The sequence below is a fragment of the Rhizobium sp. HT1-10 genome, from assembly GCF_049472505.1.
Taxonomy (GTDB): Bacteria; Pseudomonadota; Alphaproteobacteria; order Rhizobiales; family Rhizobiaceae; genus Rhizobium.
In genome coordinates, this window is record NZ_JBCEBQ010000009.1 from 1 (window position 1) to 22,364 (window position 22,364).

The window sequence follows — 22,364 nt, forward strand, 5'->3', positions numbered from 1 at the left end:
CTTGCTCATGCCCGGTCTGCACTTTCAAACTGGCGTAGCGATTACAACGATCAACGCTCGCATTCAGGCCTTGGCTGGCTGACACCGGCCGAATTCGCTCGGACACTCAACCCGCGACGTGATGCGGTGCTGCGCAGCCGAAATGGCTCCGCACCGCAACCCGCCGCTACCGACCCAACAACAGAAACCAAAAACCGCTGGAGCGAACTCAAAACTGGATAAAACTTGGGGGCAAGGTCAGCCTGCTAGGCAATCAGCCGCTACAGTTTCGCAGCATTATCTTCATTGTTTGCGGCTGGATACGACCCGCCCGTTAGTTCGACGGCTCTAAGGTCGAGCCGCATTGGAAGCCAGCTATCAGAGAACGGATCGTATGCCTCTCCGGTTACCATCATGCCCGAACAATCGATGTTTCGTATGCCGTCCCACGAAATCCGAGGACTCCGCCAAAGTGTTCGGTGATCATCGAAACACTCGAAACCCAATCCATCCGAAAAAATTAAGGCGTGCAACTCGGGTTGATACCAGCATTGATCAATTGGTCCGTTGATCTCGCGGACAACCTTGCGCTCCTCACAGTCAACGATATATCCAGCGCCACCGGAAACAACGACCACTGCTTTGGAACCAAACTCCTGATAGACGGCGGAGAAGCCGTCAGGGCGTGGCATCGCAAAGTTTGCCACCCACGGCTTTCCGTTTTCGGGGGTGAATTCCAGAACAAAACCTTCCTGAAAGGCGTCGGGCCTTGGGAAAGATAGAACCGGGGGGCCATAGGGTGGGAGACCGGAGAGAACGCGGATCATCAACATTATCAGAGGCTACTTGCAGACTTGCTGAGCCGTCAAGGTCGACATTCACACACTAGGTAACGGTCTCGTAGATCTGTCAGGGGGCATCCAAATTGAGAGATCGGATTTAGTGGCATTTGCTACCCAATTCCGCTGTTCTGTGCTGCGGGCCCCTCATCCGGCCCTTCGGGCCACCTTCTCCCCGAGGGGAGAAGGGGAGACCTTCGCAGGTCGCATCTATTGCGGTCAGCCACCGGCTGAATCAAATACAACCACGTACGAGAGCAAAATTGCCTTTCCCCTTCTCCCCCTCGGGGAGAAGGTGGCCCAAAGGGCGGATGAGGGGGCTCTCCCCCCTCACCCCATCAAATCCGTCACCTCAGAACGGCGAATCCGGGAAGTAGAAATCCTTGGCATTCTCCTTGGTCACCAGCGTCGCGTCGACGAGGTAGGTGCCGCGGACCGGGATCTGGGTGTAGAAATTGGCGACCGTCAGTTGCAGCGCCGTGCCGACCATGGCAGGCGGATAAAGCACGTCGACGGGGATCATCTTGTCGCCGTCCATGACCTTCTTGATCATGTCCTTCGAGCCGGCACCGGCCACCACGTACTTGATGTCGGTACGCTTGGCCTGGTCGATTGCCTGCAGCACGCCGACCGCCATGTCGTCGTCCTGGCACCAGACCACATCGATCTTCTTGTACTTGGTGAGGAAGTCCTGCATCACCTTGAAGGCGTCGTCGCGGTTCCAGTTGCCGTACTGGCGGTCGAGGACCTTGACGTTGGAGCCGGCGATGCCCTTGTCGAAGCCGTCCTGGCGCTGCTGGTCGATCGGGATCGGCAGGCCGCGGATGATCACGACCTCGGCATCCGGCGTCTTCGACTTGATGTATTCGCCGGCGGTCTGGCCGAGCGCGGGATTGTTGCCGGCGACATAGAGGTCGCGGATGGTGCTGTCGTTGACGCTCGGCGCGCGGTCGACGATGGCGACGAACTTGCCCTTGTCCTTGACCTCCTGCATGGCGTTAACAAGCGGATCCGGATCGGACGGCAGGATGACCAGCGCGTCGATGCCCTGCGTCTCCAGATCCTGCACCGCATTGGCCTGGCTGGCCGGATCGGGCGAGGTCTTGACGATGATGTTGAGGCCGGGATGCTCGGCCATCAGCAGCTTGGCGACGCGGTTGGCATGGAACACCACGCCAGAGGTCCAGCCATGGTCGGCGGCCGGGATCGACACGCCGATGGTGACTTTCTTGTCTTCCGCATGGGCAGCACCCACCAGCGCGGCAATGGCGACTGATGTCGCCAACAGGATTTTACGCATTTGTCTTCTCCTCCCAGAGAATATCGGGGTCGAGTTCGAAAAGGACCGGGCGACCCCACCACCCGGCCATCTTTCACGACTTGCGTATCAGCGACCGCTGAACGAGCATCGCAATGATGATGATCGCGCCCTGTATGGCGCCGATCAGATATTCGCTGACGAAATTCGACAGCAGCATGATGTTGCCGACGATTTCGAGAATGAACGCGCCGCAGACGGTGCCCCAGATACGGCCGACGCCGCCCCTGAGCGCCGTGCCGCCGACGACGACAGCAGTGATTGCCTGCAACTCCCACAGAATTCCTGTCGTCGCCGAGGTCGAGCCCAGCCGGGGCACATAGAGAAGCACGGCGACGGCAACGCAGATCCCCTGGATGACATAGGCGGCGGTGCGCACTTGGTTGACCGAGATGCCGGAATAGCGCGCCACATCCTCGTTCGACCCGACGGCAGCGACATGGCGGCCATAGCGGGTGCGATAGAGGATGAAGGCAGCAATCGCCGCCATGGCGAAGATGACGATGACAGGTACGGGCACGCCGAGCACCTGGCCGAAATAGGCCGGCCGGTACATCTTGACGATCTCGGGACTGCGCAGCGTGATGGCGCCGCCCTGGCTGAGCCACGTGGTCAGGCCGCGAAAAATCCCCATCGTGCCGAGCGTCGCGATGAACGGCTCGATGCGCCCGACGGTGGTGATCAATCCGTTGGCCAGCCCACAGGCGCCGCCGATGGCGACCGCGAGCAGCATCGAAACGATCAGCATGCCGGCTGGGTCGGCGATGACGCCGCTATTGATGAACAGGATCATCAGGCTGGCGACGAAGGCGACCATCGAGCCGACCGAGAGATCGATCCCACCCGCCGAGATGACGAAGGTGGCGCCGATGGCGATGATGGCAATGAAGGCGCTGCGGGTGATGACATTCAGGAGATTGTCGATGCTGATGAAATTCGGATTGGCAAAGGTCCCGAGCACCAACAGCAGCGCCAGCGCCACGAAGGGCGCAACGGCGCGCAGGTCGATGTCCTTCCAGGAACGCTGCAGCTTGACGGTTTCGGTGGTCACATTGGTCATGATTGCTCCGCTCGCACGGCCTCTCCAGCGCTGGCGCCGGTGGCCAGCACGACGATTTCGTTCTCGGTCATCCTGTCGCCTGCGACTTCGCCGACGATCCGGCCGCCGCGCATCACCAGGATGCGGTCGCAGATGCCGATGAGTTCCGGCATCTCCGACGAGACCACGATGATCGAGCGCCCCTGTTCGGCAAGCGTGGCGATGAATTTGTAGATCTGTTCCTTGGTGCCGATATCGATGCCGCGCGTCGGCTCGTCGATAATGACAATGCCCGGATTGAGCAGCATCATCTTGGCGAGCAGCAGCTTCTGCTGGTTGCCGCCCGACAGCTGGCCGGCCAGCATGTCCCTGGAGCCGACGCGGATGTCGAACTCCCGGATGGCCGTGTCCAGCGCGGTGCGCTCCTTGGCCCGATCGACCTGGAAACGGCGGGCAAACTGGCCTAGGGCTGCCAGCGTCAGGTTGACGCGCAGGTCCTTGGTGAGCAGCAGCCCCTTCCCCTTGCGATCCTCGCTCAGATAGACGATGCCGGCCCTGAGGCTTGCCTGCACATCGGCAAAATGCACCGGCTTGCCCTTCAGCCGCACCGCGCCATGCGCATGACGCAGGCCGACGACGCCCTCCATCAACTCCGTACGGCCGGCCCCGATCAGCCCGGCAAAGCCGAGGATCTCGCCGCGATGGAGGGTGAAGGACGCATGCTGGGCATAGCCCGGAACCGAGAAATCCTCGACCTCGAGCACCGCTTCGCGAACAGCCGCGCCATGCCGGTCCGGATAGAGCTTGGCGACATCGCGGCCGACCATCAGCCGCGCCATGTCGGCCGGCTCCAGATCGGCGGCGGGATGGGTGGCGACCACGCGCCCGTCGCGCAGCACCGTCACCCGGTCGGCGATCTCCTTCACCTCCGGCAGCCGATGCGAGATATAGAGGACGGCCACGCCCTTGGCGCTGATATCCCGGATGAGCTTCAGCAGCGCGGTGGTCTCGGTCGGCGTCAGCGAGGCGGTCGGCTCGTCGAAGATCACCAGCCGGTGCGGCACCAGCAGCACCCGGGCGATCTGCACCAGCTGGCGCTGTGCGATCGACAACCGCCCGACCACCACCTCGGGCTCGATATCGGCCCCGAGATCGCGGATGGCACGGCGGGCACCGGCATTCATCGCCCGGTCGTCGACAACAAGGCCGCGCCGCAGTTCACGCCCGAGATAAAGATTTTGCGCCACCGTCAGATCGGGAGCGAGCAGGATTTCCTGATGGACGAGCACGATGCCGCGCGTTTCGGCCTCCACCGGGCCCGACAGATGCACCGCCTGGCCATCGATCAAAACCTCGCCGCGCGTCGGCTGCAGGTGCCCGGACAGCAACCGCATCAGCGTCGACTTGCCAGCCCCGTTCTCGCCGATGATCGCATGGACCTCGCCGGCCATGACAGAAAGATTGATGTCGCGCAGGACCTCGACGGGACCAAAGGATTTTGAAAGGCCGGCAGCCTGCAGCAGCGGAGCATCCGGTCGCGGGTTCATCGCGGCCCACCCGATGTGATAGCCCGCACGCAGCCGCCCGCCATCGCCAGCCGCACGGCATACAAACCTACGGCCCCACAAAGGGCGACAAGGCTCACGCCATCGTCCTCAACAACTCTCTCCACCCCGGTACTCCTCCACAGCCGAAGCTAGCGCAAGTGATGAGGTACGTAAAGCAGTGGGCGACTGTTTTTATGGATTACAAACAGGGCGTGTGGGCGGGATAACGGAGATCGCTTGAAGAATTGTATTTTATAAACTACGGTGCGGCATGTTCGAGCTGCGACAGACGGAAACTTTCGTGCGGTGGCGGAAACGAATTGCCGATGATCGTGCACGCGCGCTCATCGCTTCCAGGCTCGACCGGCTCGCCTACGGCCACGTGGGGACGCACACCCGGTCGGCGATCGTATTCGGTAGCTCAGAATTCATTATGGTCCCGGTTACGGCATCTACTTCAGAACACGCGGCAACACGCTGATTGTCCTTCTGTGCGGTGGCGACAAAGGCACGCAGACCATGGATATCGCGACCGCCAAACGCCTTTTGAATGAGTGGAGTGACGAGAATGGCTGAAAAGCTGACAGCCTATGATCCCGCCGAAGACCTGGGCTCGGACGAGGCGAAAGCAATCTTCATGAGCGAGGCTTTCGAGACAGGCGACCCGGGCTACATTGCCCATGCGCTGGGCGTGGTCGCACGCGCCAAAGGCATGACGCAGATCGCGAACGATACCGGCCTGTCCCGGGAACAGCTTTACAAATCATTCAGCGAGACCGGCAATCCGACACTGAAGACGACCCTTGCTGTGATGAAAGCGCTCGGGATGACGTTGGCGGCAAAAGCGGCGACAGCATGAGGAAGCGTCCCCCGCCATAGGCGGGGGACGCAAGGATCGATCAAACGTAGCGGTTGACGATGTTTTCCAGCAGTTCCTGTTTGCCCGAACGGGGCTGCGGGTTGACGTCCTTGCTTTCGACCCAACCGGCGATATCGTCCAGCGAATATTCCCCGCGCAGCAGCTTCTGGGCTTCGGCCGTGTTCCAGCCGGCGTAGCGATCGTCGAGGGGCTTGGAAAGCGCCTTGTCCTCGATCATCTTGGCCGCTGCCTTCAGGCCACGGGCGCAGCAATCCATGCCGCCGATATGGCCGATCAGCAGGTCTTCGGCATCGAGCGACTGACGGCGCAGCTTCGAATCGAAGTTGGTGCCGCCGGTGGTGAAGCCGCCGCCTGAGAGAACCTGGTAATAGGCCAGCGTCATTTCCGGAACGTTGTTCGGGAACTGGTCGGTGTCCCAGCCGGACTGGTAGTCGTTGCGGTTCATATCGATGGAGCCGAAGACGCCGAGCGCGTTGGCGAGCGCCAGCTCGTGCTCGAAGGAATGGCCGGCAAGGATGGCGTGGCCCTGCTCGATGTTGAGCTTAACTTCGTTCTCGAGACCGTAGGTCTTGAGGAAGCCGTAGACGGTGGCGACGTCATAGTCGTACTGGTGCTTGGTCGGCTCCTGCGGCTTTGGCTCGATGAGGATCGTGCCCTTGTAACCGATCTTGTGCTTGTACTCGACGACGAGGTTGAGGAAGCGCCCCATCTGGTCGAGTTCGCGCTTGAGGTCGGTGTTGAGCAGGGTCTCGTAGCCCTCGCGGCCGCCCCACAGCACGTAGTTCTCGCCGCCCAGCTTCTTTGTCGCATCGAGGCAGGTTTTGACAGTTGCCGCGCCGAAGGCGAAGACATCCGGATCCGGGTTGGTGGCCGCGCCCGACATGTAGCGGCGGTGCGAGAACATGTTGGCCGTGCCCCAGAGCAGCTTGACGCCGGTGTCTGCCTGCTTCTCAGCAAAATAATCGACGATCTCGTTGAGATTCTTCGTGTTCTCGGCGAAGTTATTGCCTTCCGGACGCACGTCTGCGTCGTGGAAGCAGTAATAGGGCGCGCCGAGCAGCGTGAAAAATTCGAAGGCGACATCGGCCTTCAGCTTGGCAGCTTCCATCGTGTCGCTGAACCAGGGACGTAGGAAGGTCTGGCCGCCGAAGGGGTCGCCGCCCGGCCATGTGAACGTGTGCCAGTAGGCGACGGCAAAGCGCAGATGGTCTTCCATCCGCTTGCCGAGCAGCATCTCGTCCTTGTTGTAGTGGCGGAAGGCCAGCGGGTTGGTGCTGTCGGGGCCTTCGTATTTTACCTTCTGGATATCGCCGAAAAATCCGCTGTTCATGGGTATTTCCTCCTTGGTTGGTCTGTAGTGTTGGTTCTGTGGCCCCCCTCATCCGGCCCTTCGGGCCACCTTCTCCCCGAGGGGAGAAGGAAAGACGAGGCCTCGACATTTCCCCCTCTCCCCTCGGGGAGAGGGTAGGGTGAGGGGGTTTTGTTGCTAATGCGCCAGCGACTTGATCGCCGGATAAAGCGCCCGGTAGCGCCCATAGGCTTCCTCATATCCACCGGCCAGGGCCGCAACCGGCTCGATCGTCCCGGCAGTTGCAGGCGGCGTGCACACGGCGACCGGATCGGCACCCGTGGCCGCAATCAGCCCCAGCCGGGCAGCGCCGAAGGCCGCGCCGAAATCGCCGTCCGCCGGCAGGTCGACGGGCACGCCGAGCGCGGTCGCGATCGAGGCCAGCCAGTAGCGCGAGCGTGAGCCGCCGCCGATGGCGGTGACGCGGGCAATCTGGGTGCCGGCAGAGCGCAGCGCCTCGAGGCTGTCGCGGATGGCAAAGGACACGCCTTCGAGCACCGCCTGGGTCAGCACGACGCGGCTGCTTTCATGGCCGAGGCCGATGAAGGCGCCACGGATGGCGGCATCGTTGTGCGGCGTACGCTCGCCGGACAGATACGGCAGGAAGGTGACACCCGATGGCGCCTTCAGGCTGTCGCCGAGCTCGTTGGTCAGGTCAGCGGGCGACTTGCCGGTGATCTCGGAATGCCAGTTGAGCGCGTCGGTGGCCGACAGGATGACGCCCATCTGGTGCCAGGTGTTAGGCAGCGCATGGCAGAAGGCATGCACGGCGCTTTCCGGCTTCGGCAGGTAGGAACCGTTAGCGGCAAACAGCACGCCTGACGTCCCGAGCGACACGAAGGCTGCGCCATCGCTGACTGTGCCCATGCCACAGGCCGACGCCGCGTTGTCGCCGGCACCGCCGGCCAGCACGACGTTGTCGCCCATGCCCCACTTGGCCGCGAGTTCACCGCGCAGGATGCCTGCAACTTCCGTGCCTTCGACCAAGGTCGGCATCTGCGCCTCGGTGAGGCCGGTGGCCTCAAGCAGCTCCGCCGACCATTTGCGCTTGCCGGTATCCAGCCACGACGTGCCGGCCGAATCCGACATCTCGGACATGTGCTCGCCGGTCAGCCAGAGCCGCAGATAGTCCTTCGGCAAAAGCACATGCGCGACCTTGGCGAAAATCTCTGGCTCGTGCTTGGCCACCCAGGCAAGCTTGGGCGCGGTGAAGCCCGGAAAAACGATATTGCCGGTCAGCGCCCGGAAGCGCGGGTCGGCATCGAGGGCAGCCGCCTCGACATGGCTGCGGGTGTCGTTCCACAGGATGCAGGGGCGCAGCACCTTGTCGCTGGCATCGAGCAGCGTCGCGCCGTGCATCTGGCCGGAGAGCCCGATGCCGCGCACGGCAGCCAGTTCTGTCGGATGGGAGGCCTTGAGGCCAGCAATCGCCTCTTCCGTGGCGCGGACCCAATGGGCCGGATCCTGCTCCGACCAACCGGGATGCGGGCGCGAGACGTCGAGCGCGCCGTTGGCCGAGCCGACAATCTTCTGATTGCCGTCGATCAGCATGGCCTTGACGCCTGACGTGCCGAGATCGAGACCGAGATACATGTGTTCACTCCTGTTGCCGCCCCTCAGGGCAGATTGTCTTTCAAGAAAATATCGAGCCGGATGCGTTCCTGCGCCGCGATCAAGGCCAGTCCGTCGGCCTTGGCCTTCAGCACGCGAATGGCGCTGCGCACCTCGTGGCCGGCATCCTGGTTGAGCACCACGTCGATCAGCCCGTCCTGCAGCGCCTGGCGCGTGTAGTCGGTGAGTTCGTGCACGACGACGGTGAGCCCTCGCCCGGCCGCCTGCTCCCGGAGCGCGGCCAACAATCCCCGATTGCCGGCACCGATGCTGTAGATGCCGATGACCTCGGCATTCGTCGCGAGCGCCTTGGCGATCAGTCCCTGTACGACCTCCGGATCGTCCCGCCCCTCCAGAACAGGCAGCAGCGTCAGGCCGGAAAACTCTTCCGCCATCATCGCCGAGAACCCTTCCAGGCGTTCACGATGGTCGCGGACCAGCAGCGAGCCGGCGAGCACGAGGATCTCACCGCGCCGGCCGCCAAGAAAGCGACCAAGCAGGCGGGCAGCCGTGCGCCCCGCCGCAATGTTATCGATGCCCGCGTAATGATGGCGCGCGGAGCCGGTGAGGTCGGACACCAGCGTCACCACGGGGACCTTTGCCCGCACCAGCCGGTCGACCGCAGCCTGCACTTCGGGAGCATCGACCGCGACCAGCGCCACGCCGGCGACATCGCTACCGGCAAGGCTGTCCAGCACTTCAACCAGCGCTGCCGGATCGAAGGCCGGCACCTCGATGATGCGGATCTCGGTGCGCTCGAAACCGCCGCGGGAAATCGCCTGCCGGGCCTCGGCGTGAAGACCGTGCATGAAAGAATTGTTGCTGGCCGGAAGGATGAAGACCAACGGATAAAGCCGCCCCTTGGCGAGATTGGCCGCCGCCATGTCGCGCACGTAGCCGATCTCGCTGATGACAGCCTCGACCCGCTGACGCGTCACGCTGCGCACGCCGGCGCGCTGGTTCAGCACCCGGTCGACGGTCGCAAGGCTGACGCCCGCGGCAGCGGCAATATCGTGAACGGTTGGCCTCATCTCTCCTCCTGGAAAGACCCTTAGCGCCAAATCTGACGTACGTAAATCAGATTTTTCACGATGAGCCAGCGGCGGGCGGGGCGACCTACAGAGGGAGAAGATTCAGGCGTTATTTTTCATGGTCACCGGCGATCCGCGCCTCGACGCGCCTGGCGATGGCGGAAAGGTCGCGCTTCTTTCCACCCAGCGTTTCGATCGCCGCCACGGCGACGTCGCTCGCCACATAGTCCGACTTGTGACCCATGTTGTGGATCGAGATCAGCCGTGCGCCGCGGATGGCCTCGGAAAGCTGTTTCGCATGGATGGTCGGCGAGACGACGCTGTCGGTGTCGCCGGTGATGATGATGGTCGGCTTGGCGATTTCGGGGTAGCGCGGCGATGTCCGGCGGGTCCAGTCCTTGAGATTGGCGATGTCGACGGAATTGTTGTGGAACGAGGCCGGACGGATGGCCATCCGCGCACGGGTCTTTTCGACATAGTCCTTCGGCGCCACATTCGGCGCGAAGACGCCGGCGACGGCGCTGTTGATCGCCACGAGGCCCGCCGGAGGTGCCACAAAGGTGCTGAAGAGCCATCCGGTGACCGGCGCGGACGCCGCCCGATAATACCAGGCAATGCCGCCCGGCCATGGATAGACGGCAGGCGAGAGGAAGACGAGCCCGACGACCTTATCCGGGTGACGGAGCGCGAAGGCCGCAACGACAGCGCCGCCGAAGGAATGACCGACGATAACAGCCTTGCGGATCCCCCGCTTGTCCATGAGAGCGGCAATCGCGTCGGCCTGGCCGTCCGGCGAGGCATTGGCCGCGCCGCCGCGCTCGGAGCGACCGTAGCCGGGGCGATCGACGAATAGCAGGTCAGCCCGACCCTCGAGCTTGTCGCGAAACGACAGCATTGGGTCGAACAGGTTGGCGCTGGCGCCGTGGACGAAGACCACGGGCGGTAGTTCCGGACGGCTGGCACGAAGATAGACGCTGTTAAGCCTGTAGCCGCCGACATCGATCATCTCCTGCGGGACCGCATCCTTTGCGACCGCAGCCATGGGCGAAACGCCGCCGGCAAACAGCACCACCAGAAACAGGAGGCGCCAGGTGACCTTGAAGACTGTCTGCAGCATGAAGAGATGATCCAGAGTGAAAGCGTGGAAAGATCGTGTCTACGGCGGGCCTGCCGGTGCGGTTCAGCACCGCGCAACAAAACGCCGCCAGACGAATACGTCGTGGCGGCGAAAAGGTTTCGGAACATTTGGCCTTAGTGGCCGCCGGCTGGCGCCCCCTTGGGTGGCGGCTTCGGCTTGCTGATCATGGCGACGCCGATCAGCATCAGGGTGAACAGGACTGTCAGCAGCATGAACACGTCGCTGAACGACATGACCATCGCCTGTTGGGTTGTCATGTTGACCAGTGAGCGGACGGCCGCGTTCGCCCCGTCTATGCCTTGGGCGTTGTAGCTGGCGGCTGTATTGTTCAGCTGGTCGACGGCAGCCGGATTGCCCCAGTTGATGTTCTCGCGCAGGCGCATGTAGTGCAGGTCCTGGCGGTTTGTCAGAACCGTGTTGATGATGGCAAGCCCGACGGCACCGCCGAGATTTCGCGTCAGGTTGAACAGCCCGGACGCACCGCGCATCCGCTCCGGAGACATCGTTCCGAGCGCGATGTTGTTGATCGGCACCATGCACAGCATCAGCCCAACGCCACGCAGGATCTGCGGAATGAGCAGTTCCCAGAAATCCCAGTCCGTGGTGATCGACGTCATGATCCAGGTGCCGGAGGCGAAGAAGACGAAGCCGGCCGCCATGATCACCCGGGGATCGAGCTTGCCCGACAGAATGCCGGCGATCGGCGCCGTGCAGAACATGGCAAGACCCGAGACGAACATGGTCTCGCCGATCATCAGCGAATTGTAGCCGCGAATTCGTCCGAGGTAGAGCGGGTAGACATAGGTGAGGCCATAAAGGCCGATGCCCATGACGAAGGAAAACACCGAGCCAAAGGAGAAGTTCTTGTTGGCAAAGGCCTTGAGATCGACGATCGGGAAGGACGCCGTGAAGGCCCGGAAGAAGAAGATCACCCCGCCGATGGCCGACGCGATCGCGGCAATGACGATATAGCCGTCGTTGAACCAGTCGTTGGTATTGCCCTCCTCGAGGACATATTCGAGGGCGCCGAGAAACACCGCCATGCCGAACAAGCCCCACCAGTCGAACTTCTTCATCAGCGACAGCTCCGGCTTGTCGAAGTCGATGAACTTCCAGGTGACGATGGTGACGATGATGCCCGGGCCGATGTTGACGAGAAACAGCCAGTGCCAGGAAAAGGCATCGCTCAGATAGCCGCCGACAGTCGGACCAATGGTCGGCGCGAGCGTCGCGATCAGGCCGATGATCGGCGAGATGACATTGCGTTTCGACGGCGGAAAGATGGTGAAGGCGGCAGCGAAGACGGACGGGATCATGCCGCCGCCGATGAAACCCTGCATGGCGCGATAGACGATCATCTGGTCGATGTTGGTGGCCGTGGCGCAGAGCGCGCTCGAGGCGGTGAAGCCGGCCGCACAGATGGCGAAGAGATAGCGGGTGGAGATGATCCGCGCCAGCGTGCCCGACAGCGGGATCATGATGACCTCGGCGATCAGATAGGCGGTCTGCACCCAGGCGATCTCGTCCGAGCCGGCGCTGAGGCCGGCCTGGATTTCGGCGAGCGATGCCGACACCACCTGAATGTCGAGGATCGACATGAACATGCCGAGCACCATCGCGAAAAACGCGATCAGCCGGCGCGGGTCCATCCGCTCGGACGCAGGCGCGGCAGGACCGGCAACCGATCCTGCAGTCGTTGTGGCGGCAGCCATGGGTGCTCTCCGAGCTTTACTTGTTCGACTGCGGTGCAGTGCGGGTGTCCACGTCGACGACGACGCTGAGACCGGCGCGCAGGCGACCGCTTTCAAGGGCATCCTGCGGCAGCGCGATCCGGACCGGCACGCGCTGGATCACCTTGGTGAAATTGCCCGTCGCATTTTCCGGCGGCAGCAGCGAGAAGACCGAGCCAGAGGCCGGCGAAATCGACTCGACGGTGCCGACGATGGGCTCGTCGCTGTAGGCGTCGACGTGCACTTCGACCTTCGAACCGGGAACGACGTGCTGGAGCTGCGTTTCCTTGAAGTTGGCGTCGATGTAGAGCTTGCGGGTCGGGACGATCGACATCAGCCGGGTGTTGGACGAGACATAATCGCCTTCCTGGACCGACCTGTTGCCGATGACGCCGTCATAAGGGGCCTTGAGAACCGTAAAGCTCAGATCGCGCGCCGCCTTGTCGCGCGCGAGTTCCAATGTGCGGACCGTACCCTCGGCCTGCCGGCGCTGCGCCTGCAACAAGGCGATATTGGCCTGCGCGGAAGCGATGTTGGCATCGCCCGCCACGAGGTTGGCATTGGCCTGGTCAAGCGCGATGTTCGCCGAATCGACATTGGCAGCGGTACCGGCCGACTTCGATTCCAGCTGGACGGCGCGGGTCTGGGTTATCTGGGCGCCGCGCACGGTGGCCTGCAAGGCAACCTTCTGCGCCTGCGCCTGCGCAAGCGTCGCCTCGCCCCCGACGATCTGCGCGTCGATGGTCTTCAGCGCCAGTTGCTCCGTATCGACCTGTGCCTGCGCCTGATCGAGAGCGTTCTGGTAATCTCCGGCATCCAGCGTCAACAGGACGTCGCCGGCCTTGACCTGCTGGTTGGCAACCACATCGACCTTGGCGACGTAGCCAGTGACCTTCGGCGAGATGACCGCCATGTCGCCACCGATATAGGCGTCGTCAGTCGATACCAGGAACCGGCCGGTCGTCCACCAGTTGTAACCGTACCAACCGCCGCCGATGAGGGCGACAACGGCGATGATCGGCAGGATCAGGCTGCGGCGCTTCTTCGCCACAGGGGGCGTGGCATCCGTGGTCGGCGCTGCAGGAGCCGTCGAGGCGGGCGTTCCACGCACTTCCGCCGCTTCTGCCTTGGCGTCGACAGCAGGCTCCGGCGAAGCGGAAACGTCGTTCACGGAGGCGTCAGCAGGATCGTTTACAATGCGTGCTACATTGCTTTTCTGAGTCATCGACATGGAGGTGCACCGCAGGTTGGCGTAACGATACCGAACCGAACCGTTCGGTTTAGTTTGGTTGACTTAGAATGTTTTTAGCTCCATATCAAGTATTACCGAACCAGTGGGTTCGATTTGGTTAAAGAATCTTCGAAACATGGAAATCTCTGACAACGTGACGGTCGAAACAAAAGAATCGGTTGAGGACATTTTACCTTCCCAGGGAGGCCGTTGGGCTGCTGGCGAGGATCCTGTCAAACGCGAACAGATCCTTGACGGCGCCCATAACGTCTTCATGCGGCTGGGCTTCGACGCCGCCAGCATGAACGACGTGACCCGCGAAGCCGGCGTCTCGAAGGGCACGCTCTATGTCTACTTCGCCAACAAGGAAGAGCTTTTTTCGGCGACCATCGAGCGGGAACGCGCGAATTTCATCGCAAGGATGCGTATGACGCTGGCCGAGCACGACGACCTCGAAGGCGGCCTCTACGATTTCGGCGTCATCTTCGTACGCCACATGACCAACGAGAACGTCATCTCGGCGATGCGCACTGTCCTCGGCGTGCGCGATCGGATGCCGGTGCTCTGTCAGCGCTTCTTCAAGGGCCCCGAAAACCTGCGCACGGTGCTTCAGGAATTTCTCCGGCGGCATATGGCCACCGGCCGGCTCGAGATCGACGATCTTGATCTCGCTGCAGGGCAATACCTCGATCTTGCCAGCGGAAGCTTCTTCAAGCAGCGGCTTTTCGGCAGCATGGAGGATGTGCCAAGCCAGGCGGAAATCGAGCGCGTGATCAATGGTGCCGTCCGCACTTTCATGCTCGCCTTCGGCGCACGCGAAAAGAACGCAAACCCCCAGGTTTGACGGTATGTGAGACGCGGCTTGCGCTTGAGATTGCAGTTCCTACATTAGTCCGGGCATTTTCGCCGAGCTGCTATTGTGGGGACGTTATCGATGGAGACTATTCTGCCGCTTCTTCAGGATCCGACCGCCTGGGTGGCGCTCGTGACGCTTGTCGTGATGGAGGTGGTGCTCGGCATCGACAACCTCATCTTCATTTCGATCCTCACCAACAAGCTCCCTCCTGAACACCGCGACAGGGCCCGCAAGATCGGCATCAGCCTGGCGCTGATCATGCGACTGGCGCTGCTCGGCACCGTCGCCTGGATCGTCAAGCTGACCATCCCCGTCTTCGAGATCTGGGGCCACGGCTTTTCGTGGAAGGACATCATCCTCTTGGCCGGCGGTCTCTTCCTTCTGTGGAAGGCGACCAAGGAAATCCATCACAACGTCGACCCGGTCGACCATGAAGGCGATTTCATCGCCAAGTCGACGACGACGGGCTTTGCCGCCGCCATCGGCCAGATCCTGCTGCTCGACCTTGTCTTTTCCGTCGATAGCATCATCACCGCCGTCGGCATGACGCCGCATATCCCGATCATGTTCGTGGCCGTCATCGCCGCCGTCACCGTCATGCTGGTGGCCGCAGCGCCGCTCGCCAACTTCATCGAGAAGAACCCCTCCATCGTCATGCTGGCGCTCGCCTTCCTGCTGATGATCGGCACGACGCTGATCGCCGAGGGCATGGGCTTCCACGTGCCGAAGGGCTATGTCTACGCCGCCATGGCTTTCTCCGCCCTGGTCGAGATCCTGAACATGCTGGTCAGAAACCGCCGGGCCAAATCGCAGACCCGGCACTGAGGCCTGACACAGCCTGACGACAGCGGCCGGACCGGCGCCTTATCGGCGCTGGCCCGGCCTTTTGCCGCCACCATTCCAAGCCGCCTCAATCGGCAGTTTTCCTTGACCTTGACGGTTGAATATGGCCTAAGGCCAGCCAAACGGACGATGGCCTTATGGGCAGCGTTTTGACGCTGTTTTGCGGCTGTTTCCAAAAGTCCGATCCTTGGCGCCGGCCAGTGCCCCGTCTGGATCTCCCGCACGTCATCACGGATAGACATCATGACCACATCAGGCGTCCGCGTCCGCATCGCACCCTCCCCGACCGGCGAACCCCATGTCGGCACGGCCTACATTGCGCTGTTCAATTATCTCTTTGCCAAGAAGCACGGCGGCGAGTTCATCCTGCGCATCGAGGATACCGACGCAAACCGCTCGACGCCGGAATTCGAGACGAAGGTTCTGGATGCGCTGAAGTGGTGCGGCCTCGAATGGTCGGAAGGCCCCGATATCGGCGGCCCCTACGGCCCCTATCGGCAGAGCGACCGCAAGGACATGTACCAGCCCTACGCCGAGGAGCTGCTGCAGAAGGGCCACGCCTTCCGCTGTTTCTGCACGCCCGAGCGGCTGACGGAAATGCGCGAGGCCCAGCGGGCCGCCGGCAAGCCGCCGAAATATGACGGGCACTGCCTCAACCTGTCAGCCGAGGAAGTCTCCTCCCGCGTCGCATCGGGCGAAGCCTCCGTCGTGCGGATGAAGATCCCGGCCGAAGGCTCGTGCGATTTCCACGACGGCGTCTACGGCGATGTCTCTATCCCTTGGGACTCGGTCGACATGCAGGTGCTGATGAAGGCCGACGGCATGCCGACCTACCACATGGCCAATGTCGTCGACGACCACCTGATGAAGATCACCCATGTGGCGCGCGGCGAGGAGTGGCTCGCCTCGGTGCCGAAGCACATCCTGCTCTATCGCTATTTCGAATGGGACCAGCCGGTGTTCATGCACCTGTCGCTGATGAGGAATGCCGACAAGTCAAAACTGTCGAAGCGCAAGAACCCGACCTCGATCTCCTATTACACCGCGCTCGGCTATATTCCGGAAGCGCTGATGAACTTCCTCGGCCTGTTCTTCATGCAGATCGGCGAAGGCGAGGAATTGCTGACCATCGACGAACTGGCCGCGAAGTTTGACCCGGAAAGCCTGTCCAAGGCCGGCGCCATCTTCGACATCCAGAAGCTCGACTGGCTGAACGGCCGCTGGCTGCGCGAAAAGCTGTCGGAAGAAGAGTTCAGCCAGCGCGTGCTCGCCTGGGCGATGGAAAACAGCCGCCTGCAGGAAGGCCTTAGGCTGTCGCACTCGCGCATCACCAAGCTCGGCGAACTGCCGGATCTGATGGGCTTCCTGCTGAAATCGGACCTCAACCTCGACGCTTCGGCTTACGCCAAGATAAAGTCGACGCCCGAGGAGCTGCTCGAGATCTTCAACACGGTGCAGCCGGATCTCGAAAAGATCCTCGAGTGGAACGTCGAATCCATCGAGGCGGAACTCCGCGCCATCGCCGAACGCACTGGCAAGAAGCTGAAGGTCATCCTGGCGCCGATGTTCGTCGCCATGTCCGGCTCGTCGCGGTCGTTGCCGCTGTTCGATAGCATGGCCATCCTCGGCCGTGCGGTCGTGCGCCAGCGGCTGAAGCTGGCGGCCAAGACAGTTGCCACGATGGTCGGCAGCGGGAAATAATGGCTGCGCGCCCTCATCCGGCCCTTCGGGCCACCTTCTCCCCAAGGGGAGAAGGGACGGCCGTTGCGGCCTGACCTCCAGTCCCCTCTCCCCTCGGGGAAAGGGCTAGGGTGAGGGGGGCGGCATGCACAGTGTTACAACGACAAGCGGCCATGCCGCCAAAGAGGTCCAACAGATGTCCGACACCAAGACCGAAACCGCCCTCTCCTCCGACGCCACCGAAGTGCGCGCCCAGAAGCTGAAGCTGCTGCGCGAACAGGTGGGCGACGTCTATCCGGCCCATTTCCACCGGACCATGACCAACAGCGAACTGGCCGCGAAATACGCAGAGCTGCCGATCGATACGGAAACAGAGGACATGGTGACGGTCGCCGGTCGCGTCTACTCCTCGCGCAACTCGGGCATGTTCATGGACATCCATGACGCCGGCGCCAAGATCCAGATCTTTTCCCACAAGGACACCACGCCGGAAGAGGCCCGCGCGCTGCTGCCGATGATCGACATCGGCGACATCATCGGCGTCACCGGCGTCGTGCGCCGCACCAAGCGCGGCGAGCTGACGATCTCGGCCCGCGAGATCACCATGCTGACCAAGTCGCTGCTGCCGATGCCGGAAAAGTGGCACGGCCTCTCCGACATCGAGACCCGCTACCGCAAGCGCCATCTCGACATCATGACCAACGAGGACTCGAAGCTGCGCTTCCAGCAGCGCTCGAAGATCGTCTCCGGCATCCGCCGCTTCATGGAAAACGACGGCTTCATGGAAGTCGAGACGCCGATGCTGCATTCGGTCTATGGCGGCGCCACGGCCGAGCCCTTCAAGACCCATCACAACACGCTGAAGCTCGACATGTACCTGCGCATCGCGCCGGAACTGTTTCTGAAGCGCACGCTGGTCTCCGGCCTCACCGACAAGGTGTTCGAGATCAACCGCAACTTCCGCAACGAAGGCGTCTCCACCCGGCACAATCCGGAATTCACCATGATGGAGTGCTACTGGGCCTATGCCGACTACGAGGACATCATGGACCTCGTCGAACGGCTGTTCTCGACGCTGGCGATGAGCATCCACGGCACCACCGAATTCGCCTTCGGCGACAAGCAGATCTCCTTCAAGGGACCGTTCAAGCGCGTTCCCATGCCAGATGCCGTCAAGGAAGCCACCGGCATCGACTTCCTGGCCATGAAGACCGACGAGGAAGCCCGCACCGCTGCCAAGGCAGCCGGCTTTGCCGTCGAGAAGGACTGGACCTGGGGCGAGTGCCTGGCCTTCATCTTCGAGGAGAAGGTCGAGGGCACGCTGATCCAGCCGAGCCACGTCACCCACTTCCCGAAGGACATTTCGCCCTTCGCCAAGGAAGTGCCGGGAGAACCACGCCTCGTCGAACGCTTCGAGACCTATTGCAACGCCTGGGAACTGGGCAACGCCTTCTCGGAACTGAACGACCCGGAAGAGCAGCGCAAGCGCATGGTCGAGCAGCTGGAGCAGGCCCACGCCCGCGGCGAGAAGGACAAGCAGCTCGACGACGAGTTCCTCGATGCGATCGACCAGGGCATGCCGCCGGCCGGTGGCCTCGGGATCGGCGTCGACCGCCTGATCATGCTTTTGACCAACGCCCCGTCGATCCGCGACATCATCCTCTTCCCGGCCCGCCGCGCCAAGGCTGACTGAGACCGATCAAGACGCGACGGAGGCCCCGAGGCCTCCCTCGCCAATGGCTTCGTCCCTATTTGTTGGCGCCTGTGGTCTGCGGATCGGCAAGCGAGCGCTCGGCGGCGTCCACAAGCGCCGGCGCCTTTGTCGTACTGACAGGCAACTCCGGCACGGGCGCCGGTTCTTCACTGGCTCCGATGAAACTGCCGGTGTGGCCGCCTTCGGGCTTCATGTCGCTCGTCGGCTGGCCATGCTCGGCCGGCGCCGCTTCGCCTTCCGCCGGCTTTTCCTCGGCTGGCTTGCCCTCGGCACCCTCCTTGGTCGCACCCGCCTCCTCCTCGGGTTTCTTTTTCGGGTGCTTGCCGCCTTCCGGCGCCTTGGCCGCTTCCGCCGTGACGGGATCGGCGCAATCGCTGTGGTCGCTCAAGCTGGCCATAACGCGGTCCACGTCGTCATTGGTCATCTCGATTCGCTCGCCGTAGAACTGGCCATCGTCATTGGCATTGCCGTCATAGTAGCGGGCCGTGATCGGCGCCTCGACAGACCCATTGGCGACCTTTTCCGGGTGCGGCACGTAGACGACTGTCGCGCCAAGCGCGCGGCCGCGGATGTCCGATTGCAATGTCGGCCCCTTCTTGTCGAGAACGACGACCTGTACGAGATCCGGCTTTTGCGCATCGTAGACGGCTTTGGCGACCCGAAGCGCCGTCGTCACCCGAGTCAGTCCATCGGTGGCATCGGCGGTGATATATTTGCGCAGCCAGACGTGGTTGTTCTTGCGGATCGTCACAAGGTTGACGTCGGTGCATTTCATGCCGTTGATCGAGGTCGTGGAAGGGCCGAATAGTTTGTCGCGACCGATATAAAGTGCGAATGCGCCGGAGGAGCCCATCAACAAGGCCACTCCGCCGATAATAATGACCAGTTTCCGGGACAGCCGGAACTTGCGCAGTAAGGCCATCAAGCCAACTGCTCCACCATAACGCACCCCAACACCACGATTCACAACTGCGAAGCTAAAGATACGACGTTTCAGAATACTTAAGGGGAGCGTGAAACTCGGCGTGACACGATCACAATTGCGATCCACTATTCCTATATTTTTGCAATGAAACCAACAGCTTCTGGGTTGCACCCGATAACGTAAAAACTTTAAGGTGTGCCATTTCGCGACGCGATACAATATTTAATTGCGCCCGCCCTCCTCGCCGCCTATCCGTGTGGAGGAGCCTTACTTGCCATGGCTCTTGCCGCCGTGGTTTAACCCAGTCCATGGCATTCACGCTGAGACAGCTTCAATATTTCGTGGCCGTCGCCGAACAGGGGTCGGTGACCCGTGCCGCGCAGAATCTGTCGATCTCGCAATCGTCGGTGACCGAAGCCTTGAAGGAGCTGGAGAGCGATCTCGGCGTCAATCTCTTCGATCGCCATCCGCGTGGCCTGTCCATCACCCATAACGGCCACCAGTTCCTGCGCCATGCGACAAAGATCCTGTCGACCGTCTCGGATGCACGCACCAGCTTCTCCGGCCAGAAGAGCGCCTCGGCCGGAACGCTGAACATCGGCGTCACCTCATTGGTCGCCGGCTACGTGCTGTCCGACCTTTTGGCCCGCTACCGCCGCGCCTGCCCCGGGGTCGAGGTGTCCGCAATCGAGGACAATGGCGGCTATCTCGAGCATCTCCTCGTCGGCGGGGAGCTGGACGTTGCCGTCATGGTCATCTCCAATCTGCGCGACCGCATGGCGCTGCAGGCCGAGATCCTCGAGACGTCGCCCTATCGCCTGTGGTTGCCGATGGGCCACCCGCTGGTGTCGGCCGATATCATCAGCGTCGCCGACATCAGCCGCGAGCCGCTGATCATGCTGACGATCGACGAGATCGAGGAGAACACCGGCAAGCTGCTGTCGGCGCTGGGCGCCCGCCCGCACGTCGCCTTCCGCACCCGCTCGGTGGAGGCCGTCCGTAGCCTGGTGGCAACCGGCGCCGGCGTGGCCCTGCTGCCCGACCTGGTCTACCGTCCCTGGTCGCTGGAAGGCGACCGCATCGAAAGCCGCGACGTGTCAGGCGCGCTGCCGGTCGTCCAGGTCGGCATGGTCTGGCGCAAGGGCTCGACCCTGCCCCAGGCGGCCCGCGACTTCGTCGGCATCGCCGAAACCCTGCGCTCCGGCCGGCAGCGGCAGTAGAAAGAATGCGCCATCGGAATTTCCGATAGCGACGTTCTGATAAATGGATTTGCGATTGCGGCGATTTCGCGTCACCTTTTCACCCGGGAACAAAACGCCACAAAGTGGCATCAAACCGGGAGACTGTGATGAAGCCTCTGCTGAAATCCTGCACCGCCGCGCTGGCGGCCATCAGTTTTACCACCCAAGTCATTGCCGCCGAACCGCTGAAGACGCTCGGCAAGGGCGAAGGCGCAGTCAGCATCGTCGCCTGGGCCGGCTATATCGAGCGCGGCGAGAGCGACAAGGCCTATGACTGGGTCACCGGCTTCGAAAAGGAGACGGGCTGCAAGGTCTCGGTCAAGACCGCCGCCACGTCGGACGAAATGGTGGCACTGATGAACGAGGGCGGCTTCGACCTCGTCACCGCGTCGGGCGACGCCTCGCTGCGGCTGGTGGCCGGCAAGCGCGTGCAGCCGATCAATGTCGATCTCATCCCGAGCTGGAAGACGGTGGACGACCGCCTGAAAGACGCACCCTGGAACACTGTCAGCGGCGTCCATTACGGCGTCCCCTATCTCTGGGGACCAAACGTGCTGATGTACAACACCGACGCCTTCAAGGGCGAGGCGCCGAAGAGCTGGAAGGTCGTGTTCGAGGAGATGAACCTGCCCGACGGGAAGTCCAACAAGGGCCGCGTCCAGGCCTATGACGGCCCCATCTATATCGCCGACGCCGCCCTCTACCTGATGGCCCACAAGCCGGAACTCGGCATCAAGGACCCCTACGAGCTCACCGAGGACCAGTACAAGGCTGCCCTCGACCTCCTGCGCGGCCAGCGCAAGCTGGTGTCGCGCTACTGGCACGATGCGATGATCCAGATCGACGATTTCAAGAACGAGGGCGTCGTCGCCTCCGGCTCATGGCCGTTCCAGGTCAACCTGCTCGCCACCGACAAGCAGAAGATCGCCTCGACCTTCCCGGAAGAAGGCACCACCGGCTGGGCCGACACGACGATGCTGCATGTCGACAGCACCCACCCGAACTGCGCCTATATGTGGATGGAGCATTCGCTGCAGGCCAAGGTCCAGGGCGATGCCGCCGCCTGGTTCGGTGCCGTGCCCTCGGTTCCGGCCGCCTGCAAGGGCAACGAGCTGATGACCGACACCGGCTGCGCCACCAACGGCGCCGACCATTTCGACAAGATCAAATTCTGGAAGACGCCGACGGCCAAGTGCACGACGCAGAGCGAATGCGTGCCCTACCACCGCTGGGTATCCGACTATATCGGCGTCATCGGCGGACGGTGATCCACCTCCCCCTTGAGGGGGGAGGTCGCGGAGCGCGGGTGGGGGTGACTTGCACACTCCGAACTCGCGGCTTCACCACACCCCGGACCTTCGGTCCGACCCTCCCCCTCAAGGGGAGGGTGTGAGCCTCACCATCCCGGAGCCAG

General features: G+C 62.5%; 20 protein-coding genes. 9 read left to right on the forward strand and 11 right to left on the reverse strand.

The features are described from left to right. Positions 1–222: integrase core domain-containing protein (locus VH564_RS19965; protein WP_423341615.1), on the forward strand; the 222-nt coding region annotated here is incomplete at its 5' end. Positions 223–260: 38 nt separating this feature from the next. Here VH564_RS19965 and VH564_RS19970 read toward each other — a convergent pair. The 4 genes from VH564_RS19970 to VH564_RS19985 all read right to left on the reverse strand — a co-directional run bounded on the left by VH564_RS19970 (position 261) and on the right by VH564_RS19985 (position 4,722). Continuing rightward, a complete protein-coding gene (locus VH564_RS19970; RefSeq protein ID WP_423341616.1) occupies positions 261–806 on the reverse strand; it encodes a hypothetical protein in 546 nt (181 codons plus the stop codon). Between the two features lie 364 nt (positions 807–1,170). After that, positions 1,171–2,118 carry a substrate-binding domain-containing protein gene (locus tag VH564_RS19975; protein ID WP_423341617.1) on the reverse strand — a complete coding sequence of 316 codons (948 nt, stop codon included), beginning with the start codon at positions 2,116–2,118 and terminating at the stop codon, positions 1,171–1,173. A gap of 73 nt (positions 2,119–2,191) precedes the next feature. Next, on the reverse strand, positions 2,192–3,196 hold the full coding sequence (locus VH564_RS19980; protein WP_423341618.1) for an ABC transporter permease: 1,005 nt from the start codon (positions 3,194–3,196) through the stop codon (positions 2,192–2,194). Beyond that, positions 3,193–4,722, reverse strand: coding sequence for a sugar ABC transporter ATP-binding protein (locus VH564_RS19985; protein WP_423341619.1), 1,530 nt, complete (start codon positions 4,720–4,722; stop codon positions 3,193–3,195). Before VH564_RS19985 ends, VH564_RS19980 begins: the two co-directional genes overlap by 4 nt. A gap of 480 nt (positions 4,723–5,202) precedes the next feature. Between VH564_RS19985 and VH564_RS19990 the strand changes: the two genes are divergently transcribed. Together VH564_RS19990 and VH564_RS19995 are read left to right on the forward strand one after the other, a co-directional pair. Then, positions 5,203–5,298, forward strand: coding sequence for a hypothetical protein (locus tag VH564_RS19990; protein ID WP_423341812.1), 96 nt, complete (start codon positions 5,203–5,205; stop codon positions 5,296–5,298). Further along, a complete protein-coding gene (locus VH564_RS19995; RefSeq protein WP_423341620.1) occupies positions 5,291–5,581 on the forward strand; it encodes an addiction module antidote protein in 291 nt (96 codons plus the stop codon). The genes VH564_RS19990 and VH564_RS19995 overlap by 8 nt, the downstream gene beginning before the upstream one ends. Before the next feature lie 40 nt (positions 5,582–5,621). Here VH564_RS19995 and xylA read toward each other — a convergent pair whose 3' ends face one another. The 6 genes from xylA to VH564_RS20025 form a co-directional block, all read right to left on the reverse strand. Beyond that, entirely contained in the window at positions 5,622–6,932 is a 1,311-nt protein-coding gene (gene xylA / locus VH564_RS20000) for a xylose isomerase (RefSeq protein ID WP_423341621.1), read from the reverse strand. Positions 6,933–7,088: 156 nt separating this feature from the next. Then, positions 7,089–8,543: a xylulokinase gene (gene xylB, locus VH564_RS20005; protein ID WP_423341622.1), complete on the reverse strand. Its 1,455-nt coding sequence runs from the start codon at positions 8,541–8,543 to the stop codon at positions 7,089–7,091. 23 nt (positions 8,544–8,566) lie between these two features. Continuing rightward, positions 8,567–9,592 (reverse strand): LacI family DNA-binding transcriptional regulator, encoded by a 1,026-nt coding sequence (locus VH564_RS20010; protein WP_423341623.1) that lies wholly within the window; start codon positions 9,590–9,592, stop codon positions 8,567–8,569. Positions 9,593–9,701: 109 nt separating this feature from the next. Further along, complete coding sequence (locus VH564_RS20015; RefSeq protein WP_423341624.1) at positions 9,702–10,709, reverse strand: alpha/beta fold hydrolase; 1,008 nt, start codon at positions 10,707–10,709, stop codon at positions 9,702–9,704. Between the two features lie 134 nt (positions 10,710–10,843). Then, positions 10,844–12,442 (reverse strand): DHA2 family efflux MFS transporter permease subunit, encoded by a 1,599-nt coding sequence (locus VH564_RS20020; RefSeq protein ID WP_423341625.1) that lies wholly within the window; start codon positions 12,440–12,442, stop codon positions 10,844–10,846. A 16-nt stretch (positions 12,443–12,458) separates the two neighbouring features. Then, positions 12,459–13,691 carry an HlyD family secretion protein gene (locus VH564_RS20025; RefSeq protein ID WP_423341626.1) on the reverse strand — a complete coding sequence of 411 codons (1,233 nt, stop codon included), beginning with the start codon at positions 13,689–13,691 and terminating at the stop codon, positions 12,459–12,461. A gap of 136 nt (positions 13,692–13,827) precedes the next feature. Between VH564_RS20025 and VH564_RS20030 the strand changes: the two genes are divergently transcribed. The 4 genes from VH564_RS20030 (at position 13,828) to lysS (ending at position 18,763) form a co-directional block, all read left to right on the forward strand. Next, positions 13,828–14,535 (forward strand): TetR/AcrR family transcriptional regulator, encoded by a 708-nt coding sequence (locus tag VH564_RS20030; RefSeq protein WP_423341627.1) that lies wholly within the window; start codon positions 13,828–13,830, stop codon positions 14,533–14,535. Positions 14,536–14,625: 90 nt separating this feature from the next. Further along, a complete protein-coding gene (locus tag VH564_RS20035) occupies positions 14,626–15,372 on the forward strand; it encodes a TerC family protein (RefSeq protein WP_423341628.1) in 747 nt (248 codons plus the stop codon). Positions 15,373–15,633: 261 nt separating this feature from the next. Next, positions 15,634–17,091, forward strand: a complete 1,458-nt coding sequence (gene gltX, locus VH564_RS20040) for a glutamate--tRNA ligase (RefSeq protein WP_423341629.1) — start codon at positions 15,634–15,636, stop codon at positions 17,089–17,091. 175 nt (positions 17,092–17,266) lie between these two features. Further along, positions 17,267–18,763, forward strand: a complete 1,497-nt coding sequence (gene lysS, locus VH564_RS20045; RefSeq protein WP_423341813.1) for a lysine--tRNA ligase — start codon at positions 17,267–17,269, stop codon at positions 18,761–18,763. A 55-nt stretch (positions 18,764–18,818) separates the two neighbouring features. Here the strand turns inward: lysS and VH564_RS20050 are convergent, their stop codons facing one another. Beyond that, positions 18,819–19,706 carry a hypothetical protein gene (locus VH564_RS20050; RefSeq protein ID WP_423341630.1) on the reverse strand — a complete coding sequence of 296 codons (888 nt, stop codon included), beginning with the start codon at positions 19,704–19,706 and terminating at the stop codon, positions 18,819–18,821. Positions 19,707–20,017: 311 nt separating this feature from the next. Between VH564_RS20050 and VH564_RS20055 the strand changes: the two genes are divergently transcribed. After that, the gene (locus VH564_RS20055) at positions 20,018–20,929 is read left to right on the forward strand and encodes a LysR substrate-binding domain-containing protein (RefSeq protein WP_423341631.1); all 912 of its coding nucleotides are present in this window, start codon (positions 20,018–20,020) and stop codon (positions 20,927–20,929) included. A gap of 128 nt (positions 20,930–21,057) precedes the next feature. Next, complete coding sequence (locus VH564_RS20060; RefSeq protein ID WP_423341632.1) at positions 21,058–22,218, forward strand: ABC transporter substrate-binding protein; 1,161 nt, start codon at positions 21,058–21,060, stop codon at positions 22,216–22,218. Positions 22,219–22,364 lie beyond the last annotated feature (146 nt).

Coding starts and splice junctions, on each gene's coding strand:
- VH564_RS19970 (WP_423341616.1), bottom strand. CDS start 806: ATGATCCGCGTTCTCTCCGGTCTCCCACCCTATGGCCCCCCGGTTCTA.
- VH564_RS19975 (WP_423341617.1), bottom strand. CDS start 2,118: ATGCGTAAAATCCTGTTGGCGACATCAGTCGCCATTGCCGCGCTGGTG.
- VH564_RS19980 (WP_423341618.1), bottom strand. CDS start 3,196: ATGACCAATGTGACCACCGAAACCGTCAAGCTGCAGCGTTCCTGGAAG.
- VH564_RS19985 (WP_423341619.1), bottom strand. CDS start 4,722: ATGAACCCGCGACCGGATGCTCCGCTGCTGCAGGCTGCCGGCCTTTCA.
- VH564_RS19995 (WP_423341620.1), top strand. CDS start 5,291: ATGGCTGAAAAGCTGACAGCCTATGATCCCGCCGAAGACCTGGGCTCG.
- xylA (WP_423341621.1), bottom strand. CDS start 6,932: ATGAACAGCGGATTTTTCGGCGATATCCAGAAGGTAAAATACGAAGGC.
- xylB (WP_423341622.1), bottom strand. CDS start 8,543: ATGTATCTCGGTCTCGATCTCGGCACGTCAGGCGTCAAGGCCATGCTG.
- VH564_RS20010 (WP_423341623.1), bottom strand. CDS start 9,592: ATGAGGCCAACCGTTCACGATATTGCCGCTGCCGCGGGCGTCAGCCTT.
- VH564_RS20015 (WP_423341624.1), bottom strand. CDS start 10,709: ATGCTGCAGACAGTCTTCAAGGTCACCTGGCGCCTCCTGTTTCTGGTG.
- VH564_RS20020 (WP_423341625.1), bottom strand. CDS start 12,442: ATGGCTGCCGCCACAACGACTGCAGGATCGGTTGCCGGTCCTGCCGCG.
- VH564_RS20025 (WP_423341626.1), bottom strand. CDS start 13,691: ATGTCGATGACTCAGAAAAGCAATGTAGCACGCATTGTAAACGATCCT.
- VH564_RS20030 (WP_423341627.1), top strand. CDS start 13,828: ATGGAAATCTCTGACAACGTGACGGTCGAAACAAAAGAATCGGTTGAG.
- VH564_RS20035 (WP_423341628.1), top strand. CDS start 14,626: ATGGAGACTATTCTGCCGCTTCTTCAGGATCCGACCGCCTGGGTGGCG.
- gltX (WP_423341629.1), top strand. CDS start 15,634: ATGACCACATCAGGCGTCCGCGTCCGCATCGCACCCTCCCCGACCGGC.
- lysS (WP_423341813.1), top strand. CDS start 17,267: ATGTCCGACACCAAGACCGAAACCGCCCTCTCCTCCGACGCCACCGAA.
- VH564_RS20050 (WP_423341630.1), bottom strand. CDS start 19,706: ATGGCCTTACTGCGCAAGTTCCGGCTGTCCCGGAAACTGGTCATTATT.
- VH564_RS20055 (WP_423341631.1), top strand. CDS start 20,018: ATGGCATTCACGCTGAGACAGCTTCAATATTTCGTGGCCGTCGCCGAA.
- VH564_RS20060 (WP_423341632.1), top strand. CDS start 21,058: ATGAAGCCTCTGCTGAAATCCTGCACCGCCGCGCTGGCGGCCATCAGT.